Origin of the sequence: Candidatus Symbiopectobacterium endolongispinus (genome assembly GCF_018777385.1) — a bacterium.
In the GTDB taxonomy this organism is placed as follows: Bacteria; Pseudomonadota; Gammaproteobacteria; order Enterobacterales; family Enterobacteriaceae; genus Symbiopectobacterium; species Symbiopectobacterium endolongispinus.
Genome location: NZ_JAFJYB010000001.1, coordinates 451942 through 477922, shown reverse-complemented (window position 1 = coordinate 477922; position 25981 = coordinate 451942). Strand labels below are relative to the sequence as shown.

Annotated in this window: 15 protein-coding genes, 2 tRNA genes and 3 pseudogenes; 18 read left to right on the top strand and 2 right to left on the bottom strand. The window is 52.1% G+C overall.

Translation table 11 applies throughout. The annotated features are described in order from the left end of the window. Positions 1–102: 102 nt before the first annotated feature. The 7 genes from rlmE to JZM30_RS02345 all read left to right on the top strand — a co-directional run bounded on the left by rlmE (position 103) and on the right by JZM30_RS02345 (position 7205). On the top strand, positions 103–732 hold the full coding sequence (gene rlmE, locus JZM30_RS02375) for a 23S rRNA (uridine(2552)-2'-O)-methyltransferase RlmE (protein ID WP_252317439.1): 630 nt from the start codon (positions 103–105) through the stop codon (positions 730–732). Positions 733–779: 47 nt separating this feature from the next. Then, positions 780–2672, top strand: a complete 1893-nt coding sequence (gene ftsH / locus JZM30_RS02370) for an ATP-dependent zinc metalloprotease FtsH (protein WP_286673423.1) — start codon at positions 780–782, stop codon at positions 2670–2672. 151 nt (positions 2673–2823) lie between these two features. Then, positions 2824–3648 carry a dihydropteroate synthase gene (folP, locus tag JZM30_RS02365; protein WP_252317438.1) on the top strand — a complete coding sequence of 275 codons (825 nt, stop codon included), beginning with the start codon at positions 2824–2826 and terminating at the stop codon, positions 3646–3648. Positions 3649–3663: 15 nt separating this feature from the next. Then, on the top strand, positions 3664–5001 hold the full coding sequence (gene glmM, locus JZM30_RS02360; RefSeq protein WP_252317437.1) for a phosphoglucosamine mutase: 1338 nt from the start codon (positions 3664–3666) through the stop codon (positions 4999–5001). Between the two features lie 251 nt (positions 5002–5252). Continuing rightward, a complete protein-coding gene (gene secG, locus JZM30_RS02355; RefSeq protein ID WP_252317436.1) occupies positions 5253–5588 on the top strand; it encodes a preprotein translocase subunit SecG in 336 nt (111 codons plus the stop codon). Positions 5589–5604: 16 nt separating this feature from the next. Continuing rightward, positions 5605–5691: transfer RNA gene (locus JZM30_RS02350), tRNA-Leu, on the top strand. 278 nt (positions 5692–5969) lie between these two features. Continuing rightward, entirely contained in the window at positions 5970–7205 is a 1236-nt protein-coding gene (locus tag JZM30_RS02345) for a hypothetical protein (protein WP_252317435.1), read from the top strand. Positions 7206–7262: 57 nt separating this feature from the next. Here the strand turns inward: JZM30_RS02345 and JZM30_RS02340 are convergent. Both JZM30_RS02340 and JZM30_RS02335 read right to left on the bottom strand, forming a co-directional pair. Continuing rightward, positions 7263–8096: pseudogene (locus JZM30_RS02340) on the bottom strand (ShlB/FhaC/HecB family hemolysin secretion/activation protein); the annotation flags it as partial. A gap of 20 nt (positions 8097–8116) precedes the next feature. Next, positions 8117–11149: a two-partner secretion domain-containing protein gene (locus JZM30_RS02335; protein WP_252317434.1), complete on the bottom strand. Its 3033-nt coding sequence runs from the start codon at positions 11147–11149 to the stop codon at positions 8117–8119. A gap of 525 nt (positions 11150–11674) precedes the next feature. Between JZM30_RS02335 and JZM30_RS02330 the strand changes: the two genes are divergently transcribed. From JZM30_RS02330 to cptA, 11 genes and pseudogenes are all read left to right on the top strand, one after another. Further along, a tRNA-Met gene (locus JZM30_RS02330) sits at positions 11675–11751 on the top strand. Between the two features lie 216 nt (positions 11752–11967). Continuing rightward, on the top strand, positions 11968–12420 hold the full coding sequence (gene rimP / locus JZM30_RS02325) for a ribosome maturation factor RimP (RefSeq protein ID WP_252317433.1): 453 nt from the start codon (positions 11968–11970) through the stop codon (positions 12418–12420). Positions 12421–12441: 21 nt separating this feature from the next. Continuing rightward, positions 12442–13953: a transcription termination factor NusA gene (gene nusA, locus JZM30_RS02320; protein ID WP_252317432.1), complete on the top strand. Its 1512-nt coding sequence runs from the start codon at positions 12442–12444 to the stop codon at positions 13951–13953. 26 nt (positions 13954–13979) lie between these two features. Beyond that, entirely contained in the window at positions 13980–16625 is a 2646-nt protein-coding gene (gene infB / locus JZM30_RS02315; protein ID WP_252317431.1) for a translation initiation factor IF-2, read from the top strand. Positions 16626–16718: 93 nt separating this feature from the next. Beyond that, a complete protein-coding gene (rbfA, locus tag JZM30_RS02310) occupies positions 16719–17120 on the top strand; it encodes a 30S ribosome-binding factor RbfA (RefSeq protein ID WP_252317430.1) in 402 nt (133 codons plus the stop codon). Next, positions 17120–18064 (top strand): tRNA pseudouridine(55) synthase TruB, encoded by a 945-nt coding sequence (truB, locus tag JZM30_RS02305; RefSeq protein ID WP_252317429.1) that lies wholly within the window; start codon positions 17120–17122, stop codon positions 18062–18064. The genes rbfA and truB overlap by 1 nt, the downstream gene beginning before the upstream one ends. A 135-nt stretch (positions 18065–18199) precedes the next feature. Further along, positions 18200–18469 carry a 30S ribosomal protein S15 gene (gene rpsO / locus JZM30_RS02300; RefSeq protein ID WP_252317428.1) on the top strand — a complete coding sequence of 90 codons (270 nt, stop codon included), beginning with the start codon at positions 18200–18202 and terminating at the stop codon, positions 18467–18469. A gap of 300 nt (positions 18470–18769) precedes the next feature. Then, complete coding sequence (gene pnp, locus JZM30_RS02295) at positions 18770–20893, top strand: polyribonucleotide nucleotidyltransferase (RefSeq protein WP_252317427.1); 2124 nt, start codon at positions 18770–18772, stop codon at positions 20891–20893. Positions 20894–21024: 131 nt separating this feature from the next. After that, a complete protein-coding gene (gene nlpI / locus JZM30_RS02290; protein WP_252317426.1) occupies positions 21025–21909 on the top strand; it encodes a lipoprotein NlpI in 885 nt (294 codons plus the stop codon). A gap of 176 nt (positions 21910–22085) precedes the next feature. Further along, a pseudogene (locus tag JZM30_RS02285) lies at positions 22086–23933 on the top strand (DEAD/DEAH family ATP-dependent RNA helicase). 274 nt (positions 23934–24207) lie between these two features. Continuing rightward, a pseudogene (gene cptA / locus JZM30_RS02280) lies at positions 24208–25925 on the top strand (phosphoethanolamine transferase CptA). The last annotated feature ends 56 nt before the right edge of the window (positions 25926–25981 follow it).

Here is a 25981-nt window from a genome sequence, read left to right as displayed (position 1 = left end):
CGTCGTTGAGCAATACCGGTTGTAAATGGTACGTTGATGTTTTATAGCGAGTAGGTTGTACATGACAAGTTGGTTGCACATATACAAAAAGTTGGAAAGCCGATGGCAAATAAAAAGCGTTCTGCAAGCTCCGGTCGCTGGTTGCAGGAACACTTTAGCGATAAATATGTACAGCAGGCGCAGGAAAAAGGGCTACGCTCCCGCGCTTGGTTTAAACTGGATGAAATACAGCGCACTGACAAACTGTTTAAACCGGGCATGACTGTGGTGGATCTGGGCGCTGCGCCTGGTGGATGGTCTCAATACGTGGTGACGCAGATCGGCAATGCGGGCAGGATCATCGCGTGCGATATTTTACCAATGGATCCCATCGTTGGTGTCGATTTCCTTCAAGGCGATTTTCGTGATGAATTAGTGCTTGGCGCCTTGATGGAGCTGGTAGGGTATAATAAAGTTCAGGTTGTGATGTCAGACATGGCACTCAACATGAGCGGGACCACCGCCGTGGATATTCCAAGAGCCATGTATCTGGTTGAGTTGGCGTTGGAAATGTGTCGGGATGTTCTGGCACCGGGCGGAAGTTTTCTGGTGAAGGTCTTTCAGGGAGATGGCTTTGATGAATACCTGCGACAAATTCGCTCTCTGTTCACAACAGTGAAGATTCGTAAGCCTGATGCTTCGCGTGCTCGTTCTCGTGAAGTGTACATTGTAGCGACAGGGCGTAAACTGTAGTACCCTAACGCTGTTTTTTAACACAGTTGTAATATGAGGTTAATCCATTGAGTGACATGTCTAAAAACCTGATTCTCTGGCTCGTCATCGCAGTGGTGCTGATGTCCGTATTCCAGAGCTTTGGGCCCAGCGAGTCAAATGGCCGCCGGGTGGACTATTCTACCTTCTTGACAGAGGTGAATCAGGAGCAGGTCCGTGAAACACGTATTAACGGGCGTGAGATTAACGTTACAAGAAAAGATGGCAACCGCTACACCACCTTCATTCCTGTTAACGATCCCAAGCTACTGGATAACCTGCTGACCAAGAATGTGAAAGTGGTTGGTGAACCACCGGAAGAGCCGAGCCTGCTGGCATCGATCTTTATCTCCTGGTTCCCGATGCTGTTGCTGATTGGCGTCTGGATTTTCTTCATGCGTCAGATGCAAGGCGGTGGCGGTAAAGGCGCCATGTCCTTTGGCAAAAGCAAAGCGCGCATGCTGACCGAAGATCAAATTAAAACCACGTTTGCTGACGTCGCTGGCTGTGATGAAGCCAAAGAAGAAGTGAGCGAACTGGTGGAATACCTGCGTGAGCCTAGCCGCTTCCAGAAACTGGGCGGTAAAATTCCGAAAGGCATCCTGATGGTAGGGCCGCCGGGAACAGGTAAAACCCTGCTTGCCAAGGCGATTGCCGGCGAAGCGAAGGTGCCATTCTTCACCATTTCCGGTTCTGACTTTGTTGAAATGTTCGTGGGTGTCGGTGCATCTCGTGTACGTGACATGTTTGAGCAGGCGAAAAAAGCCGCGCCTTGTATCATCTTCATTGATGAAATCGATGCCGTCGGTCGCCAACGTGGTGCGGGTCTGGGCGGTGGTCATGATGAACGTGAACAAACCCTGAACCAGATGCTGGTTGAGATGGATGGTTTTGAAGGCAATGAAGGCATTATCGTGATTGCCGCCACCAACCGTCCTGACGTGCTTGACCCCGCATTGCTGCGTCCGGGCCGTTTTGACCGTCAGGTGGTGGTTGGCCTGCCTGATGTTCGTGGTCGTGAGCAGATCCTGAAAGTGCACATGCGTCGCGTTCCCTTGGCGACGGATATGGATGCCTCGGTGATTGCGCGCGGTACGCCAGGCTTCTCCGGTGCCGATCTGGCAAACCTGGTGAACGAAGCGGCACTGTTCGCTGCACGCGGTAACAAACGCGTGGTTTCCATGGTGGAGTTCGAGAAAGCCAAAGACAAGATCATGATGGGTGCAGAACGCCGCTCTATGGTCATGACGGAAGCGCAGAAAGAGTCTACCGCTTATCACGAAGCGGGCCATGCGATTATTGGTCGTTTGGTGCCGGAGCACGATCCGGTGCACAAAGTCACCATTATTCCGCGCGGTCGTGCGCTGGGTGTGACTTTCTTCTTGCCGGAAGGCGACGCGATCAGCGCCAGCCGTCAGAAGCTGGAGAGCCAAATTTCTACGCTGTACGGCGGTCGTCTGGCGGAAGAGATTATCTATGGTGCAGAAAAGGTATCCACCGGTGCCTCGAACGACATCAAAGTGGCAACGTCTATTGCGCGTAACATGGTAACGCAGTGGGGCTTCTCGGAAAAACTGGGGCCGTTGCTGTACGCAGAAGAAGATGGCGAAGTGTTTCTGGGCCGTTCTGTTGCCAAGGCCAAACACATGTCTGACGAAACGGCGCGCATTATCGATCAGGAAGTCAAATCGCTGATTGAGCGTAACTACGTGCGGGCACGTGAACTGTTGATGGCGAATATGGACGTGCTGCATTCGATGAAGGATGTGCTGATGAAGTACGAAACTATCGATGCGCCGCAAATTGATGATTTGATGTCACGCCGTGACGTGCGCCCGCCAGCTGGATGGGAAAGCGCACCGGCCAGCAACAATGAACCGGGCAACGGTGGCGGTACGCCGACCGCAGCACAGCCAAGCTGATAAGCGATAAGTGCAGCCCACAGCGTGCACGGTTATAGCAGCGTTATGTGATAGTGTTGTCCGGTCATAGCGCTGTTGACCCCCTCTTTTAAAACCCTGGCTTGCCGGGGTTTTTCTTTATTGATAAACCGGCTGTTAAAGGAAGAAGGTGATGAAACTAATTGCCCGTGATGCCATTTTGGATCTCACTCATCCTCAAGTGATGGGGATTCTCAACGTTACGCCGGATTCATTTTCCGACGGCGGAAAATACACCGCTCTCGATGAAGCCATCCGCCATGCGCAAGAGATGGTCAACGCGGGGGCCACGCTGATTGATATCGGTGGCGAATCTACCCGTCCCGGTGCAGCGGATGTCAGCGTGCAGGAAGAACTGGATCGCGTTATCCCAGTAGTTGAAGCCTTGGCGGCGCGCTTTGATGCCTGGCTCTCGGTTGACACGTCCAAGCCCGAGGTGATTAGCGCAGCGGCGCAGGCTGGTGCGCATCTGATTAACGATATTCGTTCATTGCAGGAACCGGGCTCACTGGAAGCCGCGGCGGCAACCGGGCTACCGATTTGCCTGATGCATATGCAAGGCCAGCCGAAAACCATGCAGCATAACCCGCACTATGACGATGTGGTGGCCGAGGTAAACGCCTATTTCCAACAGCAGATCGCACGCTGCGCCGAGGTTGACATTGAAAAAGATCGCCTGCTGCTGGATCCCGGGTTCGGGTTCGGTAAGAATTTGTCGCATAATTATCGCCTCCTGGCACATTTGCAGGAGTTGCATCATTTTGGTTTACCGCTGCTGGTTGGGATGTCGAGAAAATCCATGGTGGGACAGCTACTTAATGTTCCTCCGCTCCAGCGCGTATATGGTAGCGTCGCCTGTGCGGTCATTGCTGCCATGCAGGGCGCACATATTATTCGCGTACACGATGTAAAAGCGACGGTTGACGCGATGCGAGTTGTCGAAGCCACGTTGGCATAGAAGGAATAATAACGAATGAGTAACCGCAAATATTTTGGTACGGATGGTGTGCGTGGCAAAGTGGGCGAGACGCCCATCACCCCGGATTTCGTGTTAAAACTTGGTTGGGCAGCCGGTAAGGTGCTGGCGAGCCACGGATCGCGCAAAATTATTATCGGAAAAGACACGCGTATTTCTGGCTATATGCTGGAATCAGCGCTGGAAGCCGGACTTGCCGCCGCTGGGTTATCGGCTTCATTTACCGGCCCGATGCCGACACCAGCCGTGGCGTATCTGACGCGCACTTTCCGTGCTGAAGCGGGCATTGTTATCTCTGCATCACACAACCCCTACTACGACAATGGCATCAAATTTTTCTCTATCGATGGCACCAAACTGCCGGATAACGTCGAAGAGGCCATCGAAGCGGAGCTGGATAAACCGCTGACCTGCGTAGAATACGCTGAATTGGGCAAAGCGAATCGAATCGTGGATGCTGCCGGGCGCTACATTGAGTTTTGTAAGAGTACGTTTCCGAATGAACTGAGCCTGAGTGGGTTAAAAATTGTGGTGGATTGCGCCAATGGTGCTACTTACCACATCGCTCCGAGCGTGTTGCGTGAACTTGGCGCAAAAGTGATTGCCATTGGCTGTGAGCCAGACGGCATGAATATCAACGAATCCTGCGGTGCAACAGATGTGCGTCAGCTTCAATCCCGCGTGCTGTCTGAAAAGGCGGACGTTGGTCTGGCGTTTGATGGCGATGGCGATCGGTTGATCATGGTGGATCATGAAGGCAATAAGGTCGATGGCGATCAGATCCTCTATATCATTGCGCGTGAAGGGTTGCGCCAAGGGCAGCTGCGCGGCGGTGCTGTGGGGACGCTAATGAGCAACATGGGCTTGGAACTGGCATTGAAGCAACTGGGTATTCCGTTTGCTCGCGCCAAAGTGGGCGACCGCTATGTGCTGGAAAAAATGCAGGAGAAGGGCTGGCGCATCGGCGCAGAGAACTCCGGGCATGTCATTCTGCTGGATAAAACCACCACGGGTGACGGTATCATTGTTGGCCTTCAGGTGCTGACGGCGATGGTGCGCAACCATATGTCGCTGCACGATCTCTGTAGCGGCATGAAATTGTTCCCGCAGGTGTTGGTCAACGTGTGCTTCACCGGCAGCAGCGATCCGTTGGAAAGCGACGCCGTGAAAAACGTGGTGTCAGAGGTGGGGAAAACGCTGGCGGGACGCGGTCGCGTACTGTTGCGTAAGTCTGGTACGGAGCCTTTGATTCGCGTTATGGTCGAAGGGGAAGATGAAGCTCTGGTTGTCAGCCTTGCCAATCAGATTGCGGATATTGTTAAGGCTGCGCATTAATTTCTCGGGTATTGGGCTGTCTTTGTAGTCTATAAAGGAGACAGCCTCTGTACCCATTGAGGGGTTTAGCCGTTTTTTTCCGCAATCGCATTGATCTTTCTAAAATACACTTGCGTCACCCAGTGGGTTTAGTTAGTATTCAGACCCGCTCTACCATGGACAAATGCTGTACACTGAGCGAGATGTGTGCGGTTTGCCGCGAGAATTTAGCCTCCTCATATGATGATGGGGAAACAGTTACGGGTACTATCATGTACGAAGCTCTTTTAGTCATTTTCCTGTTGGTTGCATTAGGCCTGGTAGGTCTGATCATGCTGCAACAAGGTAAAAGTACTGATATGGGTGCCTCGTTCGGAGCTGGGGCGTCTGCGACGCTGTTCGGTTCGAGCGGTTCCGGTAACTTTATGACACGTATGACCGCTGCATTGGCGACGCTGTTTTTCGTCCTCAGTTTGGTCTTAGGGAACATGAGTTCACATCAGAGCAAGGGCGGCAGTGAGTGGGATAACCTAAGCCAACCGGCTCAGGTTGAACAGCCTGCTACGCCAGCAGCACCGGCTGCGCCTGCGAGTGACATTCCCAAGTAATTGAAAGATTTCGGATGCCGAGGTGGTGGAATTGGTAGACACGCTACCTTGAGGTGGTAGTGCCCGATTGGGCTTACGGGTTCAAGTCCCGTCCTCGGTACCAATAATAAGAAAAGACTTCGATTGACGTCTTTTTTTTAATTCTTGTATTGCCTGGCCTGCTATAAAGCCTATCTTTCTGGCCTCCGCCACTATTCTTCATTGCTGTACTGACTGCTGTATCAAGCAGCCAGTGTTTTGTTTATGCCTCATCGCTGAAAGGCGTTCCCTTAAAATTTCATTGCGCTGGTTATGAAATAATCATTTCCACACAAGTTGTCGCTATCTTGGCAATCTACATAGTCGTGAAATGATGAGTAATCAACGAAAGGTACAGGCGTAATGATGATAAAAAATGGCGGAATCACCCTATCACCGCAAGTGAATGGAACAAGGACCACCAGCATCGGGGACAGAGATATGAATACCCGTACTGAGCCAACAAAAGCGACACCGAAAGGCAAACTGCAACGGCTGTTATCTGGCATCAGCAACCGTTCTTGCTCCCTTTCTAATACGGTAAAAAATGTTTTTGTCGGTATCGGTGAAGTTTTCAAGGCCATCACGGCGAAATGGGGAAGGGGTGCGTCCACCCCTGTGCGTATGCCGATGCAAAAGGCTTCCGCTACTGATGCGACGGCTCAGTACAATACGCTGCTGTTAGATTTGGTCTCTGGCGAGAGTACGAACACGGTGACGCCAAAAAACATCTTGAGTCCGCTGCTTAACGATGGAAAGCCAGTTCCTAGTGATAGGAACAGTGACAGCGACAAAGATAAAAAAATGATTTTTGATTACCTCCTTAAAAATCCAATGAGCCATTTGTTTAGTGGCGACAATATCCGTTGCCAGGGTGATTACATTTATTTCAACAAGCCTATTTCACTGGTTCGACAGGGTGACGATCTCTTATTTATCACCAATCCTATGGAAGAACGGGCGATCTCCAGGGTGAAGATTGATACGCGTAGTGGAACCAATGGGGGGTTCCGTGGTGAAACCGCCATGAAGGTTTTGCGAGACAAAACGCTAACATTCACGAGTCTGGCCGATCTATGCCAAAAAATGACCGCAAATCCGCAACGTAATATCAAGGCGATGCAAACAGGAAACGCACTCGCTAATGCGTTTAATGCGAATAAAAAAGAGGCCTCATTTTTACTGTATGGACAACACAGAGATCTTTTTAATGCATTCGTTACGGTGACGGGGGCAGGGGATTGTGTTCCTAAGTTCGACTATGCAGCTCTGGCCCATCCGACCCAATGGTACAGCGCTGAGGTGAGCAGAGAAAATGTGCATTCTAGAGCGAATGTTGTGCCAGACAATGTGTCATCCAGTGTGTCTGACAAGACTCTGTCGGCTATGCGTCGCACTATCAGTCCTGGGCCGGGACATGTGTTGGCAATGGCTAAACGTTTTGATGCGCAACCGTCTATTACTGACAATGCTTCGGTTAAGCTCGATGCACCAACCCGCAAGCAGAAGATATCTTCTAAGATTCAGGACCTACAAAATACATTGACTGCAAATATTAACCAGAACAAACCGCTAGGTGGCGGTATTCGCCAACGCTAGCGGTGAGTCTTAAGAGAAAACGCCGTATCCCTTGGGGGATACGGGTTATTGCATCGATCAAAAGAAGGCTAACACGCTCAGATTGACACGGTCGTCATCGGGTTCGCCGCTTTGTTTCCCTCGGGCATATTCAACGGAGACCATGGCGCTGTTAGGGCTGGCTATCTGGCTGGTACTCAGGCGTAAACCCATCCTGTAAGCGCTGCCGTGCACTTCTTTTTGTTCTAACGCTGTCGGTTTTGAGAGCCCAACGGTGCCCAATGAGCCAAAGGCATAAGGCATCAGTGCATTACCAAAGGTCGGTGCCCAGGAAAAGGCGCCTAATGGCTGTGGAAGGCCCACTTCTGCACGCCCTATCAACGCACTGTCGCCACTCATCGTGCCGGAGTCAAAAGCGGAAATCCAACTTGAACCGCCCATAGAAACCTGCTCGGAAGAGGGCAATACGTTATTGAATGCCGTTTGTGCCAATCCCGCCAGAGAGAGCTGCACCTTGCCGTCAGCCAACCCCTGGCTGTAGTTCATGGTCAATTCCAGTTTTTGAAAATCGGGTTTGGCACCCTCTTTGCTCATGGGGAGGTCAACGCTTCCCTTTCTGGCTCCGAGCCCATCTATGCCGAATGAGGCAGTCAGAGAGGAAGAAAAGCGGGGGGCGTAATCCGTCGTGACATCGAACGACTGCGTCAGACGCAAGATACTGAGCTTCTCCTGTGTGAACGGGATATCTAGGTTGTTGAGTTGCAGATTCTGCTGCTCATTCTGGATATCCAAAGCCATCAGCGTCGACGTATTAATGTCGCGGGCGCGCAGCCAATGGTATCCCACACGGGTTGAGAAACGGTGATACCGATCGCGGGTCGTGACGGCCGTTTCTGATGTCGGTTTGGTACGGCTATCAACCCCTTCAAGATTTAGCCAGAAACCGTCGGTGCCAAAGGGGACGACAAGCTCAAGTGCGAGCTGGCCGCGTTACCGGCGCTGGTCAGTGTCAGCCCGTTAACCGTATCGCCGTTCACCAGACAGGCTGTGGAATAACCCAGACTTGCCGTGTTGCCGTAGATCTTGCTGGCGTTATTGGCACTGATGGTGAGCGCTGCGAGTGTCACGGTCAAGGTACCGCTATTATAACGAATGGTGTAGTTTTCCAGCCCGGTACCGCTTGCGTTACTTGCGGTAAGGCTATAACTGCCTACGTTTGCGCTCTGGGAGAGTCCATCACTGTTGATAGCAAAGCTGCTGACACGATCCTCATTAACTAATCCGGAAGTGGTGTAGTCCAACCAAGGGAAGTTGCTGCCGTAAACCTTGCTGGTATCCTTCATGGTAATATCCAGCGTGGCTGGTGTCACTTTTGCACCCAGACTGGTGATACTTATCGCCCGTCCAGCGGCGTTCGTGGCACTCAGTCCATTAGCGCTTAACGTGTAGCTCCCCACATTATCAGTGCGCTGTAAACCATTGTTGAGAGTACCACTGATGGTGTTCCAAAAACCGACGCCATAGTAGGTAGTCGTCGGTGTTGCACCGTAGACGGCATTTTGTGCAACGCCAACGACGCCTGAGACACCAAACAGTGCGGGGGACGCAGAGCCGCTAGCGGGTGCCCAGATGCTACTGTCCAAACCTCTGTAGTTCGCTGCGTTTTTCATTTGAGCGGTTGTGAGCCCAACAACAGTGCTGTTGCTGCTGCCGGATCCTACCCCTGCCGAGGAGGACGTCTGGGTATTCCAATAGAGATTTTGCAGCGTGCCGAAGCCATTATATCCGATCACACCGCCATAGAAGGAGGGCGGCGTCGAGTAGTTAAATACAGCGGCGGCATAACTATTGGTGACAGTACCATTTGCGTTATAGCCTGCCACCCCACCGATAAAAGATGCTGCGCCCCCCATGCCCGATGCAGTTATATTGCCAGCAGAGTAGCTCTGGTTAACTTTCGCCCCGAACGCGTTGTTTCCGACCAGCCCCCCGACATTCTGTGAGCCATTGCCGGCTGTTCCTGAGAGATTGATGGTGCCATCGGCATAGCTTTGCAGAATATCTTTATTATTTTGCCCAACCAGCCCACCCATGTAAGTGGTTGCAGTGGAGGTGCGAGTCAGACTGCCGTCTACTGATGCATAGGCGATCGTCCAGGTGTTGTAGCCAAACAGCTCCACATAGGTGTTTGCACTGTTGATGTTCAAATTCGAGATAGTGTTGCCAAGGCCGGTGAAGATACCGCTAAACGCCGCACCTTGTGATGTTCCGACCAGCGCATTGCTGTAAGTGGTGCCGTTGGCATTCACATTCTGCGCCAGCGCATAACGACCCGATAATCCGGTGGTGTCGATGGTATCCAACTGCGCCATCGAGTGTATCAATGTGTAATTCTCACCACCTATAGAGAGTGAGGAATTAGCGCCAGACAGGGTGATGGATTTTCCCGATAGCAACGTATAGTCTTTTCCATTGCCATAATTAAGTGCCAGACCCGCGTTGGTGCCGGTGGCAGAGATATTGCCATTAAGGACAATGTTGCCAGCAGCCTCCAGCGTTAACAGGGTATTGGCGGACCAGCCAATGTTGTTGGCGACGGTAATATCACCGCTTTGTGTACCGCTTGAGCCGGTTGAAACGGTGACATTTGCCAATGCAAGCGCCCATTGCAGGGTGCTGGTATTAATCACGCTATCATCGGCGCCGGCGCTGAACCCCGATCCTGTATCGGCGGCCGAGGAGATAATCACATTGTGCGGATCGAGCAGCAGGTTACCGTATTTACCGCTGTCTGCCGACAGATCGTTTTGCCCGTGTAAGCCAGTGTCGCTTTGCCTGAGACTTCGGCTTCGCCACCGCTGCCAGCACCAGCGCCGCGCGCTAATGTTGCCCGCAAAGTGGGTATGCTTATCTGACCACACGACTACATTACCGCCGTTGCCATCGGTGGTTGCATCCGCTTTCACCACCGTGGTGGCATCAAGTGTGGTGGTCGTGGCGCGTTGTGTGCTGCCTTTACCTTGACGTTCACCACCAATATTGACTGTGCCTCCGCCAGTTTTACCGGAGACATCCACCTTAGCACCCGCCAGCACAATCGAATCGCCGGTAACATTGACTTTACCTCCGTTCCCCTGCGCCGCAGTGGCGGTCACGGTGCCTGATAAGGTAACGTTGCCACCCTCGCCGCCGCCAATGGTGATCGCTCCGTTTTGGCCGCCCACGCTGTTGGCTTCGACCACGCCCGAGAGATTGATGGCGTTGCGTACTGCATTACGCGCGGTGGCAGCCGTCATGATGACGGTTCCTCCGTTAGCCGATACCGTCCCGTTATTCTGAATTAATGCCTCTTTCACACCGGAAGTGCTCGGTACGGCAACCTGGAGGAAACCATCACCAGAGGGATCGAGCGTCGCTTTCTCGGCAGCACCCAAACCCACTTTGCCTACGGGTACATTGATAAGCCCGTCATTTTTTACGCTTCCCCCCATCAAGGCCGCATATCCGCCGCGTCCTACGCTGATGACCCCGGCATTACTCACCTCTGCCGCGTTTCCGTTCCCGGTAAACTGAGGTTTCCTTTTAAGGAAATCCTCATCTTTGATGTCCAGCGTTGAGGCGACAAACCCGCCGCCCACTTTGACTGAACCGGAGGAGGTAATCGCAATACCGTTCGGGTTAATCAGATAAACCTGTCCGTTCCCGGTGACTGCTCCGGCGATCGAAGAGCGAGTGGAGCCAGTTACCCGATTGAGGATCGCAGAGGAACTGCTCGGTTGGATAAAATTAACGGATTGGCCTTGACCGACAGAAAAACTGTTCCAGTTAACAATGGCCGTATTGGATTGCTGAGTTACCGTTATCGCATTGCCGTTTCCGCCAATCGACACGTTACCCGTTGCGACCGTGGCACCGCCAGGCAACTCTCCGCCCAGTGTGGGGGCGGTGATAGCGGTGCTTACCAAGAGTGCGATGATACGTTTGTTGAACCTGGTGTTAATTTTGCTGTGCTGCGCATAACAAGACGTTACTAAAAAAGGTGATGTCATTAGCATCATTTCTAAAAATGGTGATAGTTGTAAATTTCGTTTCCTTATTATTACACTCTAATTTTACGGTAAATTTACATTTGTAGTCATTGGGTTGTAAAATGAGCAAGCGATCGATGTGTAAGGATTAAATGCTGATTCGGTGTGCTATTTGTTGTGTTAAATGGCGCGCGGCACTACGATATGGAGCGTTTTTTGCCAATTTGGTTTCTTAAAAAAAGGCATACGACTTTAATGCTGTTTTTTTCAGCGTTTTCGCGGCTGAATGAGCCGTTTTTCTCTGTTTTTTATGGGCGCGCGGCGGGCTGTTTTTCAAGGGTTGACAACTGTCTTTTCTTTTCAATAAAATAGAGAAAGATTTCAGATCTTGTCCTCGCATCATCTCTGATTGATAGCTTGCTTTTTCACGGTTGGCGGCGTACTATTTGCCACGTTTTCGGACGCGGGGTGGAGCAGCCTGGTAGCTCGTCGGGCTCATAACCCGAAGGTCGTCGGTTCAAATCCGGCTCCCGCAACCAAATCACTTCTTTCGCTTAAGTTTTTTTTCAAATGAATTGTGAGTGGCGGTTATGACACCCACAGCGGTTTTTTGAAAAAATCCTTGCGAGAAGTAATGCCGCAGCCTGTTGAGGTATATAGGGTCCAGTTGCATAAAGCCCCGATATTTCGGGGTTTTTTTATTTGGCAACAACATGACTGGGCTTTTAGCCCTTTTTTTATGTCTTGGGGTGGGCTTGTCCACATTAGAACAGAAATTGACAGCGATGATCTCGGCACCCGTTGAAGCATTAGGCTACGAATTGGTGGGCGTTGAGTTTGTCCGTGGCCGCCAATCGACGCTGCGTATCTATATTGATAGTGAAGACGGCATCACAGTTGATGATTGTGCTGATGTCAGCCACCAGGTGAGTGCGGTGCTGGATGTCGAAGATCCCATTACGGTTGCCTATAACCTGGAAGTGTCATCACCTGGCCTGGATCGTCCTTTATTCATCGCAGAACATTACGTGCGTTTCCTCGGCGAAGAAGTGACCCTGGTGCTGCGCATGGCGGTACAAAACTGTCGTAAATGGGCGGGAATTATCAAATCCGTTGAAGGTGAGATGATTACCGTAACAGTGGAAGGCAAAGATGAAGTGTTCGCACTGAGCAACATCCAGAAGGCGAACCTGGTACCCCACTTTTAAAGTTTGGATGAGGCAACTAGGATGAACAAAGAGATTCTGGCTGTTGTTGAAGCAGTTTCCAACGAAAAAGCCGTTCCGCGCGAAAAAATTTTTGAAGCACTGGAAACTGCGCTAGCGACAGCGACAAAGAAAAAATACGAACAGGAAATTGATGTTCGAGTTTGCATCGATCGCAAAACCGGCGATTTCGATACGTTTCGCCGTTGGGTTGCTGTTAACGAAGTGACGCAACCAACGCGTGAAATCACGTTGGTTGCGGCCCAATTTGAAGATCCGAGCATTGAACTCGGCGGTTACATTGAAGACCAGATCGAATCGGTCACGTTTGATCGTATCACCACACAAACGGCCAAACAGGTTATCGTACAGAAAGTACGTGAAGCTGAACGTGCCATGGTGGTCGATCAGTTCCGTGAGCAGGAAGGCGATATTGTCACTGGCGTGGTCAAAAAAGTGAACCGCGACAACATTTCGTTGGATCTGGGCAACAACGCAGAAGCGGTGATTGGCCGTGAAGATATGCTGCCGCGTGAAAATTTCCGTCCGGGCGACCGCATTCGCGGCGTGCTGTACTCAGTAAGACCGGAAGCGCGTGGCGCACAGCTGTTTGTCAGCCGTTCACGCCCTGAAATGCTGGTGGAACTGTTCCGCATCGAAGTGCCGGAAATTGGCGAAGAAGTTATCGAGATCAAAGCGGCTGCTCGCGATCCGGGTTCTCGCGCTAAAATCGCAGTGAAAACCAACGACAAGCGTATAGACCCGGTGGGGGCGTGCGTTGGCATGCGCGGTGCGCGTGTACAGGCCGTATCCAGCGAACTGGGCGGCGAACGCATTGATATCATTCTGTGGGACGATCATCCGGCACAGTTCGTCATCAACGCCATGGCACCGGCAGACGTCGTTTCTATCGTGGTTGACGAAGATACCTGCACCATGGATATCGCCGTAGAGTCCAGCAACCTGGCACAGGCGATTGGCCGCAACGGGCAGAACGTGCGTCTGGCTTCCCAACTGCTGAAACAGCATCGTTCAGATGACCGCTGGGAACTGAACGTGATGGCCGTGGAAGACCTGCAAGCCAAGCATCAGGCGGAAGCACACGCGGCAATTGACGTCTTTACCAAGCACTTGGATATCGACGAAGAGTTTGCCACCGTGCTGGTTGAAGAAGGTTTCTCCTCACTTGAAGAACTGGCCTATGTGCCTATCAAGGAACTCCAGGAGATCGATGGTCTGGATGAGGAAACCATCGAAGCACTGCGTGAGCGTGCCAAAGCGGCATTGACCACATTGGCGTTGGCGCAGGAAGAGAGCCGTGGCAGTGGCCAACCGGCTGAGGATTTGCTCAGTTTACCGGGTTTACCGCGCGAGTTGGCGTTCACTCTCGCCGCGCGTGGAGTATGTACGCTGGAAGATCTTGCTGAGCAGGGCGTTGACGACCTGACGGATATTGAAGGGCTGAACGATGAGAAGGCCGGTGAGTTGATCATGGCCGCCCGTAATATCTGCTGGTTCGGCGACGAAAACGAATAACGACACTGTAGCAGGAAAGGAACAGCATGACAGAAGTAACCATACAATCGCTGGCCGTAGAGATTCAGACTCCGGTAGACCGCCTGATACAGCAATTTGCTGATGCGGGAATTACCAAGTCTGCATCGGATAACGTGTCCCAGCAGGAAAAAGAGACGCTGCTGGCGCATTTGAACCGCGAACGCGGTTCTGCGGCCGGTAAGTTGACTCTGCAACGTAAAACGCGTAGCACCTTGAATATTCCGAGCACTGGCGGAAAAAGTAAATCAGTGCAGATTGAAGTTCGCAAAAAACGCACGTATGTTCAGCGCGATCCGCTGAACAGTCAGCAGGCTGAAGAAGAAGAGCGTGCACGGCAGGAAGCGGAAGAACTGGCTCAACGTGAAGCTGAAGAGCAAGCCAAGCGAGAGGCCGCTGAAAAAGCCAAGCGTGACGCAGCGGAAAAAGACAAATTGAGCAATCATCAAAATACCAGTATGACGAAATCTGTTCCGGCGACAGAGAAGGCCCGCCGTGAGGCAGAGGCTGCTGAGCTGAAGCGAAAAACTGAAGAAACTGCCCGCCTGAAGGTTGAGGAAGATGCCCGCCGCGTTGCTGAAGAAGCACGCCGCATGGCGGAAGAGAATGCCGCTAAATGGGCTAGCGAGACGCCGAGCAGTGAAGAAGAGGATAGCACTGACTATCACGTAACCACTTCCCACCATGCCCGCGTTGCAGAAGATGAAAACGATCGCGAAGTCGAGAGTAATCCTCGTGGCCGCACCCGCAGCGCCAAAGTCACCAAGCAGAAGAAAGGCAACCGCCTGTCTGAAAGCAAGGCTGACCATGAAGAAGAGCGTGCCGCAACTCGCAGTGGCAAAGGTAAACGTAAACCTAGCTCGTTGCAGCAGGGCTTTAACAAGCCGGTTCAAGCGGTTAACCGTGACGTCATGATCGGCGAGACCATTACCGTTGCTGAGTTGGCGAACAAGATGGCGGTGAAAGGTTCTCAGGCCATCAAGGCGATGATGAAGCTGGGTGCCATGGCAACCATCAACCAGGTTATCGATCAGGAAACGGCACAATTAGTGGCAGAAGAGATGGGCCACAAGGTCATCCTGCGTCGCGAAAATGATCTGGAAGAAGCGGTAATGAGCGACCGTGATACGGGTGTCGCTGCGGAAGCGCGCGCACCGGTCGTGACCATCATGGGTCACGTTGACCACGGTAAAACCTCTCTGCTGGACTACATCCGCTCCACCAAAGTGGCGGCGGGCGAAGCGGGCGGGATCACCCAGCACATCGGTGCCTACCACGTTGAAACTGAAAATGGCATGATCACCTTCCTGGATACTCCGGGCCACGCCGCGTTTACCGCGATGCGTGCACGTGGTGCGCAGGCAACGGATATCGTGGTGTTGGTGGTTGCAGCCGATGACGGTGTGATGCCGCAGACCATCGAAGCCGTTCAACACGCCAAAGCGGCCAAGGTGCCAGTGGTGGTTGCGGTCAACAAGATTGACAAGCCAGAAGCCGATCCGGATCGCGTCAAAAATGAACTGACGCAATACGGCATCATCCCTGAAGAGTGGGGTGGCGATTGCCAGTTTGTTCCTGTGTCAGCCAAAGCCGGTACGGGCATTGATGATCTGCTTAACGCGATTTTGCTGCAAGCAGAAGTGCTGGAACTGACGGCTATCCGTAAAGGTATGGCAAGCGGCGTGGTCATTGAATCCTTCCTGGACAAAGGCCGTGGCCCGGTAACAACGGTACTGGTACGCGAAGGTACGCTTAACAAGGGCGATATCGTGCTGTGCGGTTTTGAGTATGGCCGCGTGCGCGCCATGCGTGATGAGCTGGGTCGTGAAATTACCGAAGCGGGTCCGTCCATTCCGGTAGAAATCCTAGGCATGTCCGGTGTTCCGGCTGCGGGTGATGAAGCCACCGTGGTGCGTGACGAGAAGAAAGCCCGTGAAGTGGCACTCTATCGTCAAGGTAAGTTCCGCGAAGTGAAACTGGCGCGTCAGCAAAAATCCAAGCTGGAAAACATGTTCGCCAACATGACCGAAGGCGAAGTGTCCGAACTGAACATCGTGATGAAAGCCGACGTTCAGGGCTCCGTGGAAGCGATTGCCGATTCGTTGCAGAAACTCTCCACCGACGAAGTAAAAGTGAATATTGTGGGCTCCGGGGTTGGTGGGATCACCGAAACCGACGCGACGCTGGCTGCGGCATCCAACGCTATCATTCTGGGCTTCAACGTTCGTGCCGATGCTTCTGCTCGTCGCATTGTCGAAGCGGAAAGTCTGGATCTGCGTTACTACTCCGTCATCTATGATCTGATCGACGAAGTGAAGCAGGCGATGAGCGGTATGCTGGCACCGGAATACAAGCAAGAGATCATCGGTCTGGCCGAAGTTCGCGATGTGTTCAAATCACCGAAGTTTGGCGCAATCGCTGGCTGTATGGTGACGGAAGGTATCGTGAAACGTCACAACCCGATTCGTGTGCTGCGTGACAACGTGGTTATCTATGAAGGTGAGCTGGAATCTCTGCGCCGCTTCAAAGATGACGTTAACGAAGTGCGTAACGGTATGGAATGTGGTATCGGCGTTAAGAACTACAACGACGTGCGTGTTGGCGATAACATCGAAGTGTTCGAAGTTATCGAGATTAAACGTACTATCGCCTAACCTGTCAGGGTAGGACGAGACGCGCAACGTTTGCACGTCGTATTGACTTATAGGGGGCCTAGTGCCCCCTGATTTTTCCTTGAGGACTCGATTATGGCTAGAGAATTCAGTCGCACTCAGCGCGTGTCGCAAGAGATGCAGAAAGAAATCGCCATTATTCTTCAGAGTGAAGTGAAGGATCCGCGCATTGGCATGGCGACAGTTTCTGGTGTCGCTCTGTCACGCGATTTGGCGTATGCCAAGGTATTTGTGACGTTTCTGAACGATAACAAACCCGAGCAAGTAAAAGCAGGCATCAAGGCATTGCAGGATGCCTCCGGTTTTATTCGTGTACTGCTCGGTAAGGCAATGCGTTTGCGCGTGGTGCCGGAACTGACTTTCGCCTACGACAACTCGTTGGTGGAAGGGATGCGGATGTCCAACCTGGTGACCAACGTCTTGCGCAATGATGCCGAGAAGCGTTCTGCCAACGGTGACGACGATCGGGAGGATTGATGAGTCGTCCTCGTCGTCGCGGCCGTGATATCCACGGCGTATTATTGCTGGATAAACCGCAAGGCGCGTCATCCAATGATGTGCTGCAAAAGGTAAAACGCATTTTTAATGCCAACCGTGCCGGACACACCGGTGCGCTGGATCCGCTGGCTACCGGGATGCTGCCGATCTGCCTGGGAGAAGCCACCAAGTTCTCTCAGTATTTGCTGGATTCGGATAAGCGTTACCGGGTGATTGCCCGTTTGGGGCAGCGTACCGACACCTCTGATGCCGATGGCAATGTGGTGGAAACGCGCGCGGTGACGTTTACCGCGCAGGCGTTGGCAGAGGCACTGGAACGTTTTCGTGGCACCACGCAGCAGGTGCCATCGATGTATTCCGCGTTGAAGCATCAGGGTCGCCCGCTGTATGAGTATGCGCGTCAGGGGATCACTGTCCCGCGTGAAGCGCGCGATATTACCGTGTATGAACTGCTGTTTATTCGTCACGATGTGGATGATCTGGAGCTGGAAATTCACTGTTCCAAAGGCACCTACATTCGTACCATCATTGACGATCTCGGTGAAATGCTCGGCTGTGGTGCCCATGTGACTTATCTGCGTCGCGTGCAGGTTGCCACTTATCCGGCAGAGCGCATGGTCACATTGGATCAACTGCAAGCCCTGTTGGCGCAAGCGCAAGCGGAAGAGCAATCCCTTGAAGCGGTGCTGGATCCGCTGCTGATGCCGATGGACAGCCCGGTCAGCAATTATCCTGAGGTGAATCTGCCGCCAGTTGTGGCGGGTTATCTTAAACTCGGGCAGACTGTTGCGGCGGCTAACGCCCCCGCTGAAGGGATGGTGCGCATCACCGAAGGTGATGCCCATGCGTTCATTGGTATGGGGATTATCGATGATGCTGGACGCGTGGCACCCAAGCGTCTGGTGGTCGAATTCTCGGAATAAGGCTTACCGTGTCTGCCTTGCGATCGGCCATGGCTGAGAGTAAAATGGTGCGGCCTATTTTTAATAGGTTACATAGGTCGCTGAATTAGAGATCGGAACCTGTTTTTTTTATCTATACTGTTTTGGAGTATTGCAATGTCTCTAAGCGTTGAAGCTAAAGCAAAAATCGTCGCAGAATTCGGTCGTGGCACTAACGACAGTGGTTCTACCGAAGTGCAGGTTGCTCTGTTGACCGCGCAGATTAACCATCTGCAAGGCCACTTTTCCGAGCACAAAAAGGATCACCACAGCCGTCGTGGTCTGCTGCGTATGGTTTCTCAGCGCCGTAAGCTGCTGGACTACCTGAAGCGTAAAGATTTAGCGCGTTATGCTACCCTGATCGAGCGTCTGGGTCTGCGTCGCTAATCTGGCGAGTTTCAGTGGAAAGGGGCCTCATAGGGCCACTTTCTTCTAGGAAGTGCTTGCAAAACAGAGTAATGTATTACCTACTTTGTCGTCGCCGTTCGCTACAGAGGTTCGCGCGGCTAATGAGAAACTTTATGTTTCTTTCTGGACTGGTTCCAGCCTGACGTGAAGGTTGTCATTAGTCGCGGGGATGTAGTGAGATGGTTTGTAATCAACGGGGAGACGCTGTGCCGAACACAACGACATCGGCTGGCATCTGGTAAACCCGAGAATGATAAACCCTGAGTAAAGGATATTATTTTGCTAAATCCTATCGTACGTAAGTTTCAATACGGTCAGAATACCGTTACGCTCGAAACGGGCATGATGGCACGTCAGGCCACTGCTGCCGTTATGGTCAGCATGGATGACACCGCAGTTTTCGTGACCGTTGTCGGGGCGAAAAATGCCAAACCAGGTCAGGACTTTTTCCCGCTGACCGTTAACTATCAAGAGCGTACCTATGCTGCTGGTCGCTTCCCTGGTGGGTTCTTCCGTCGTGAAGGCCGTCCGAGCGAAGGCGAAACCCTGATTTCTCGTCTGATCGACCGCCCAATACGTCCGCTGTTCGCTGATGGCTTTGTCAATGAAGTGCAGGTTATCGCAACGGTGGTTTCTGTAAATCCGCAGATCAACCCAGATATCGTAGCAATTATTGGTGCGTCTGCGGCGCTGAGCCTGTCTGGTCTGCCTTTTAATGGACCGATTGGTGCTGCCCGTGTTGGTTACATCAATGACCAGTTTGTGCTGAACCCGACCATTGACGAACTGAAACAGAGCCGTCTGGATCTGGTTGTTGCCGGTACGCAGGGTGCGGTTCTGATGGTGGAATCCGAAGCGGATCTGCTGAGTGAAGATCAAATGTTGGGTGCCGTGGTGTTTGGTCATGAGCAGCAACAGGTGGTTATCGACAACATCAATGAACTGGTGAAAGAAGCCGGTAAACCGCGTTGGGATTGGCAGGCACCTGCCGTTAACGTTGCGCTGCTGGATCGCGTGAAGGCGCTGTCTGAGACGCGTCTGGGCGATGCGTATCGTATCACCGAGAAGCAAGATCGTTACGCGCAGATCGACGTTATCAAATCTGAGGTTAGCGCTGAATTGCTGGCTGCTGATGATTCTCTGGACGCCAATGAAATTCAGGACATCCTGGGCAGCATCGAGAAAAATGTAGTGCGCAGCCGCGTACTGCGTGGCGAACCGCGTATCGATGGCCGCGAAAAAGACATGGTCCGTGCGCTGGATGTGCGTACTGGCGTGCTGCCGAGAACCCACGGTTCTGTGCTGTTCACCCGCGGTGAAACTCAGGCGCTGGTAACGGCAACGCTGGGTACTGAGCGTGATGCACAGAACATTGATGGATTGACCGGTGAAACCACCGATCGCTTCCTGCTGCACTACAACTTCCCTCCGTACTCTGTGGGTGAAACCGGTATGGTTGGCTCGCCGAAGCGTCGTGAAATTGGTCACGGTCGTCTGGCGAAACGTGGTGTGCTGGCTGTGATGCCTACTGCCGCTCAGTTCCCGTACACGGTGCGTGTGGTTTCTGAAATCACAGAATCCAACGGTTCTTCTTCCATGGCTTCCGTCTGTGGTGCTTCTCTGGCTCTGATGGATGCAGGCGTGCCGATCAAAGCCGCCGTTGCGGGTGTCGCGATGGGTCTGGTGAAAGAAGGCAATAACTTTGTAGTGCTGTCCGATATCCTGGGTGACGAAGATCATTTGGGCGATATGGACTTCAAAGTGGCCGGTAGCCGCGAAGGCGTTACTGCACTGCAAATGGATATCAAAATTGAAGGTATTACCCGCGAAATCATGCAGGTTGCACTGAATCAGGCCAAAGGTGCGCGTCTGCACATTCTGGGCGTGATGGAACAGGCCATCGGCGCGCCGCGTGGCGATATTTCTCAGTTTGCACCGCGTATCCACGCCATCAAGATCAACGTCGACAAGATCAAGGACGTGATCGGTAAAGGTGGTTCGGTGATCCGTGCGTTGACTGAAGAGACGGGCACCACCATTGAGATCGAAGATGACGGTACGGTGAAAATTACCGCAACCGACGGCGAGAAAGCGCGTCATGCCATGCGTCGTATCGAAGAGATTACCGCAGAAATCGAAGTAGGTCGTGTCTACCAAGGTAAGGTAACGCGCATCGTTGATTTCGGCGCGTTCGTTGCTATTGGCGGCGGCAAAGAAGGTCTGGTACACATCTCTCAAATCGCTGACAAGCGTGTTGAGAAAGTCACTGACTACCTGCAAATGGGTCAGGAAGTTCCGGTTAAAGTACTGGAAGTTGACCGTCAGGGCCGTGTACGTTTGAGTGTCAAGGAAGCAACTGCTCAGTCTCAGGATGCTGCTACAGCGCCTTCTGAGGAAGAATAACAGCCGTTTTGCTGTTGTTTTGCAACTCCCCGCCTGAGCGGGGAGTTGGGCATTTTGTGAGGCACAGATAGCCTTACATTGAGCGTGCGGGGACAGGATGTTCATCCAATGTTTGTCTTCGGGAGTGGGAAATGAAGCCTTTCTTACGCTGGTGTTATGTTGCGACAGCACTTATGCTGGCAGGATGCAGCAACACGGATTGGCGTAAAAACGCGGTATTGGCAATTCCAGTGCAGCCTGCTTTACAGCAGGAAGTCATTTTGGCGCGCATGGAACAAATTCTTGCCAGTCGGGCGTTAACCGATGACGAACGCGCACAGCTATTATATGAGCGCGGAGTGCTGTATGATAGTCTCGGACTGAGAGCGTTAGCGCGTAATGATTTTTCACAGGCGCTATCAATCCGTCCGGATATGCCGGAAGTGTTTAACTATCTAGGCATTTATTTAACGCAGGCAGGCAATTTTGATGCTGCCTATGGAGCGTTTGATTCTGTACTAGAGCTTGATCCAACTTACAATTATGCGCGTTTGAACCGTGGCATCGCCTTGTATTATGGCGGTCGTTACCTGTTAGCGCAGGATGATCTGCTGGCGTTTTATAGAGACGATCCGAACGATCCTTTCCGTACATTATGGCTGTATTTGGCTGAACGGGAGATAGATCCCAATGCTGCCAAAGCCGCGCTGAAGAAGCGTTATGACAGTGCAGAAAGAGGTCCTTGGGGATGGAATATTGTCGAATTCTACCTGGGAAACATCAGTGAAGCTGTGCTGATGGAGCGCCTGAAGGCAGAAGCAACGGATAACACTTCGCTCGCTGAGCATCTCAGTGAAACTGACTTCTATTTAGGTAAGCACTACCTAAGTCTGGGGGACAAGAACAACGCCATGGCGCTGTTCAAGCTGACGGTTGCCAACAACGTACATAACTTTGTTGAGCACCGCTATGCATTGTTGGAATTGGCATTGTTAGGCCAAGAGCAAGACGACCTAATCAGGATGGACCAGCAATAGCTGACGAACGTAATCAGGCGGGAACCATCGTTTCCATCGCCTTAACGGGCGAGGGCTTTCTTGTTCGTTTTTTAATCTAATTTGAGCCGGTTCACACTTTTCAATGAAAATGACTGAGTATTTTCTCGACAAGTTACGTGTAAACTGGCCGCCATTTCACTATGAGGCACGTTCACATGGCAGAGTTTGAAACCTCTTTTGCTGACCTGGGGCTGTCCGCTCCTATTTTGAATGCACTGTCGGATCTGGGGTATGAGAAACCCTCTCCCATCCAGGCAGAATGTATTCCTCATTTGCTTAATGGCCGCGACGTGCTGGGTATGGCCCAGACCGGTAGCGGCAAGACAGCAGCGTTTTCATTACCGCTGCTGCATAATATCAAGCCTGAACTGAAAGCGCCGCAAATGCTGGTGCTGGCACCGACCCGTGAGTTGGCGGTGCAGGTGGCTGAAGCTTGTAATGATTTCTCTAAACACATGCACGGTGTGAGTGTGGTAGCGCTCTACGGCGGCCAGCGCTACGATGTTCAATTGCGTGCGCTGCGCCAGGGTGCGCAAATTGTGGTCGGTACGCCGGGACGTCTGCTGGATCACCTGAAACGCGGTACGCTGGATCTCTCCAACCTGAGCGGTCTGGTACTGGATGAAGCTGACGAAATGTTGCGTATGGGCTTCATTGACGATGTCGAAAGCATCATGGCCCAGATCCCGGCTCAGCACCAAACGGCACTGTTCTCGGCAACCATGCCGAAAGCGATTCGCCGTATTACGCGCCGCTTTATGAAAGATCCGCAGGAAGTGCGCATTCAATCAAGCGTGACGACGCGCCCGGATATCAGCCAGAGCTACTGGACTGTGCACGGTATGCGTAAGAACGAAGCGCTGGTGCGTTTCCTGGAAGCGGAAGACTTTGACGCCGCTATTATTTTCGTGCGTACCAAGAACGCTACGCTGGAAGTAGCTGAAGCCCTGGAGCGTAGCGGGTACAACAGCGCGGCGCTGAACGGTGACATGAATCAGGCTCTGCGTGAGCAGACGCTGGAGCGCTTGAAAGATGGTCGTCTGGATATTCTGATCGCCACCGACGTTGCGGCACGCGGTCTGGATGTGGAACGTATCAGTCTGGTGGTGAACTACGATATTCCGATGGATGCCGAATCCTACGTGCACCGTATTGGCCGTACTGGCCGCGCCGGTCGTGCAGGTCGTGCATTACTGTTCGTGGAAAACCGTGAACGTCGCCTGCTGCGCAACGTTGAACGTACCATGAAGCTGACGATCCCTGAAGTCTATTTGCCGAACGTTGAACTGTTAGGCGAACGACGTCTGGCGAAGTTTGCCGCTAAAGTGCAGTCACAACTGGAAAGCAGCGATCTGGATATGTACCGTGCGTTGCTGGCTAAGCTGCAACCGGCTGAAGAGCTGGATATTGAAACGCTGGCGGCTGCATTGTTGAAAATGGCGCAAGGTGAGCGTCCGCTGATCCTGCCGCCAGAACCGGTGATTGAGCGTCGTCCGCGCCGCGAATTCCGCGATCGTTATAATCGTAATGACCGCGGCGATCGTCCGCAGCGTCGTGATGTGGGTGAGATGCAACTGTATCGCATCGAAGTAGGCCATGATGATGGTGTTGAAGTTCGCCACATCGTTGGTGCCATTGCCAACGAAGGGGATATCAGCAGTCGTTACATCGGCAACATCAAGCTGTTCGCATCGCATTCTACCATCGAATTGCCGAAGGGAATGCCGGGCGATCTGCTGACGCATTTTACCCGCACGCGCATCTTGAACAAGCCGATGAACATGCAACTGATCGGTGATGCACAGCCGTTCGAACGCCGTGAGTGTAGTGACAGCCGTGGCGCACCGCGTTCTGGCGCTGGCGATCGTCGTGACGGTGGCCGTCGTTCATTCGGTGGGTAGGGTGATGCTCGTCGTGAAGGTCAGGGTGAACGTCGTGACCGTAATTTCAACAGTGATGGTCAACGCGCTCCGCGCCGCCGTCCTGCTGATATTGGTCAATAAAAATCACATTAGGTAATCGGTGTATTGGCTTATCTTTGAGGCGAAGTTCAACACTTCGCTTCTAAGAATAAAATAGTCCTTTACATAACTTTTACCATTGTATTTTTTTGACTCACCGGCTGAACTTAATTTTGTTTTAAGGTTTTAAAGGGATAGTCCAACTCTTCAGCGTGGTTATTGCGGTGCCGGAAGAGAGGTACTAAAAAAATAGACCTCATTAAAGTAGTGCTATTTGGCGCTGCATAAAAAATAACAACGTTGTGTTGAATTAAATATGTCTGAACTCTTTGTTAAGGAACGCTTTAGTTGGCGTTCGCTCGGATGGCTTTTGCTCTATTTTTGGTTTTTCTCCTGTGCACTCCAGCTTGTCATTGTTCTCACCGGTCATAGCAGTACCACGGGATTACGCGATTCGTTACTTTACAGCTTGCTATGGCTGATCACTGTTTTTGTTTTCCCTGCCAGAACCAAAATCATTAGCAGCGTGCTGGGTATCCTGTTATGGGCTACCTCTTTGATCGCCCTGGGTTATTACTCGATATATAAACAAGAGTTTTCACGAAGCGTTATGTTTGTGATGTTCGAGTCTAATAGCAAAGAAGCTGGTGAATATGTAAGTCAATATTTCAGTCTGAAAGTTTTGGCTATATTAATTTTTTATACGGTGATAGTTGGGTTTCTGTGGCGTAAAGTGCGACCAGTTTACCTGCCGTTTAAATATAAAGTGACGGTATGCACCTTAATTGCCGTAGTGCTGTTTGGTGTTCCCCTTTATAAAAAAATGCATAACGAGGGTGAGACACTGGAAGAGGCCAGCGGTTATCTGGCGAGCCGTATGTCCACTACCGCACCGTGCAGTATATTGCAGGTTATGTTGAGTACCGCCAGCAGTTGGCAAGCATGACAGAAATGCTCAAACAGAAGGCGGCGTTGCCCCCGCTGGCAAACCTGAAAGACGCGAATGGTAATACGCCGCGCACGCTGGTGCTGGTGATCGGTGAGTCAACCACCAGTAGCCGCATGAGCCTATATGGCTATGGTCGTGAGACCACGCCACGGCTAGACGCGTTGCGTAAAAGCGATACCAATCTGGTGGTGTTCAACGATGTCGTGACCTCACGTCCGTACACCATTGAAATCTTGCAGCAGGCGCTGACGTTTGCCGATGAGTTGCATCCGGATCTCTATCTGACCAAACCATCGCTGATGAACATGATGAAACAGGCCGGATACAAAACGTTCTGGATCACCAATCAGCAGACCATGACCAAACGAAATACGTTGCTGACAGTGTTCTCTCAGCAGACAGACGAACAGTTCTATATGAACAATCAGCGCACTCAAAGCGCGCGTCAGTATGATGACGTGGTGTTCGCGCCGTTTGAAAAGGTATTGGCCGATCCCGCTGAGAAGAAGTTCATTGTGGTGCACCTGTTAGGTACTCACATGAAATACAAATTTCGTTATCCGGAAGAGACAACGAAATTTGTCGGGCGAGAAGGCATTCCTGACGGCGTGAGTGACAGCGATGTTGAAGTCTACAATGATTACGACAATGCTGAGCTGTACAACGATTATGTGGTCTAAACGCTGATCCGCACCTTTGAAAAAACGCAGCCGAATGGTTTCCTGCTCTACTTCTCGGATCACGGTGAAGATGTTTACGAGACGCCGCAGCACAACGTGCTCGGACGCGATGAATCTGCGCCGACGCGTACCATGTACACGGTGCCATTCATTCTCTGGAATTCGCCACAGTGGCAGAAAGATCACCCGATCGACTATGCCCCTTACGTAAACCGGAAATACAGCAATGCGCATCTGCTGCATACCTGGTCAACGTTGGCAGGACTCAGCTACGATCTTCAGGAACCGGAAAAAAGCCTGGTCAGCCCTGCGTTTCGAGAATCAAAACGTTTGATCGGCGATCCCTACGGTAAGAAGGCACTGCGCGCCTTTGACAGCTTGCCGATGACGGATGATAGCAGGTGATGGCACTTGCATTCCCGCGTAGGCGGGAATCTCTGATAGGCTAAACGCTTTCCTTC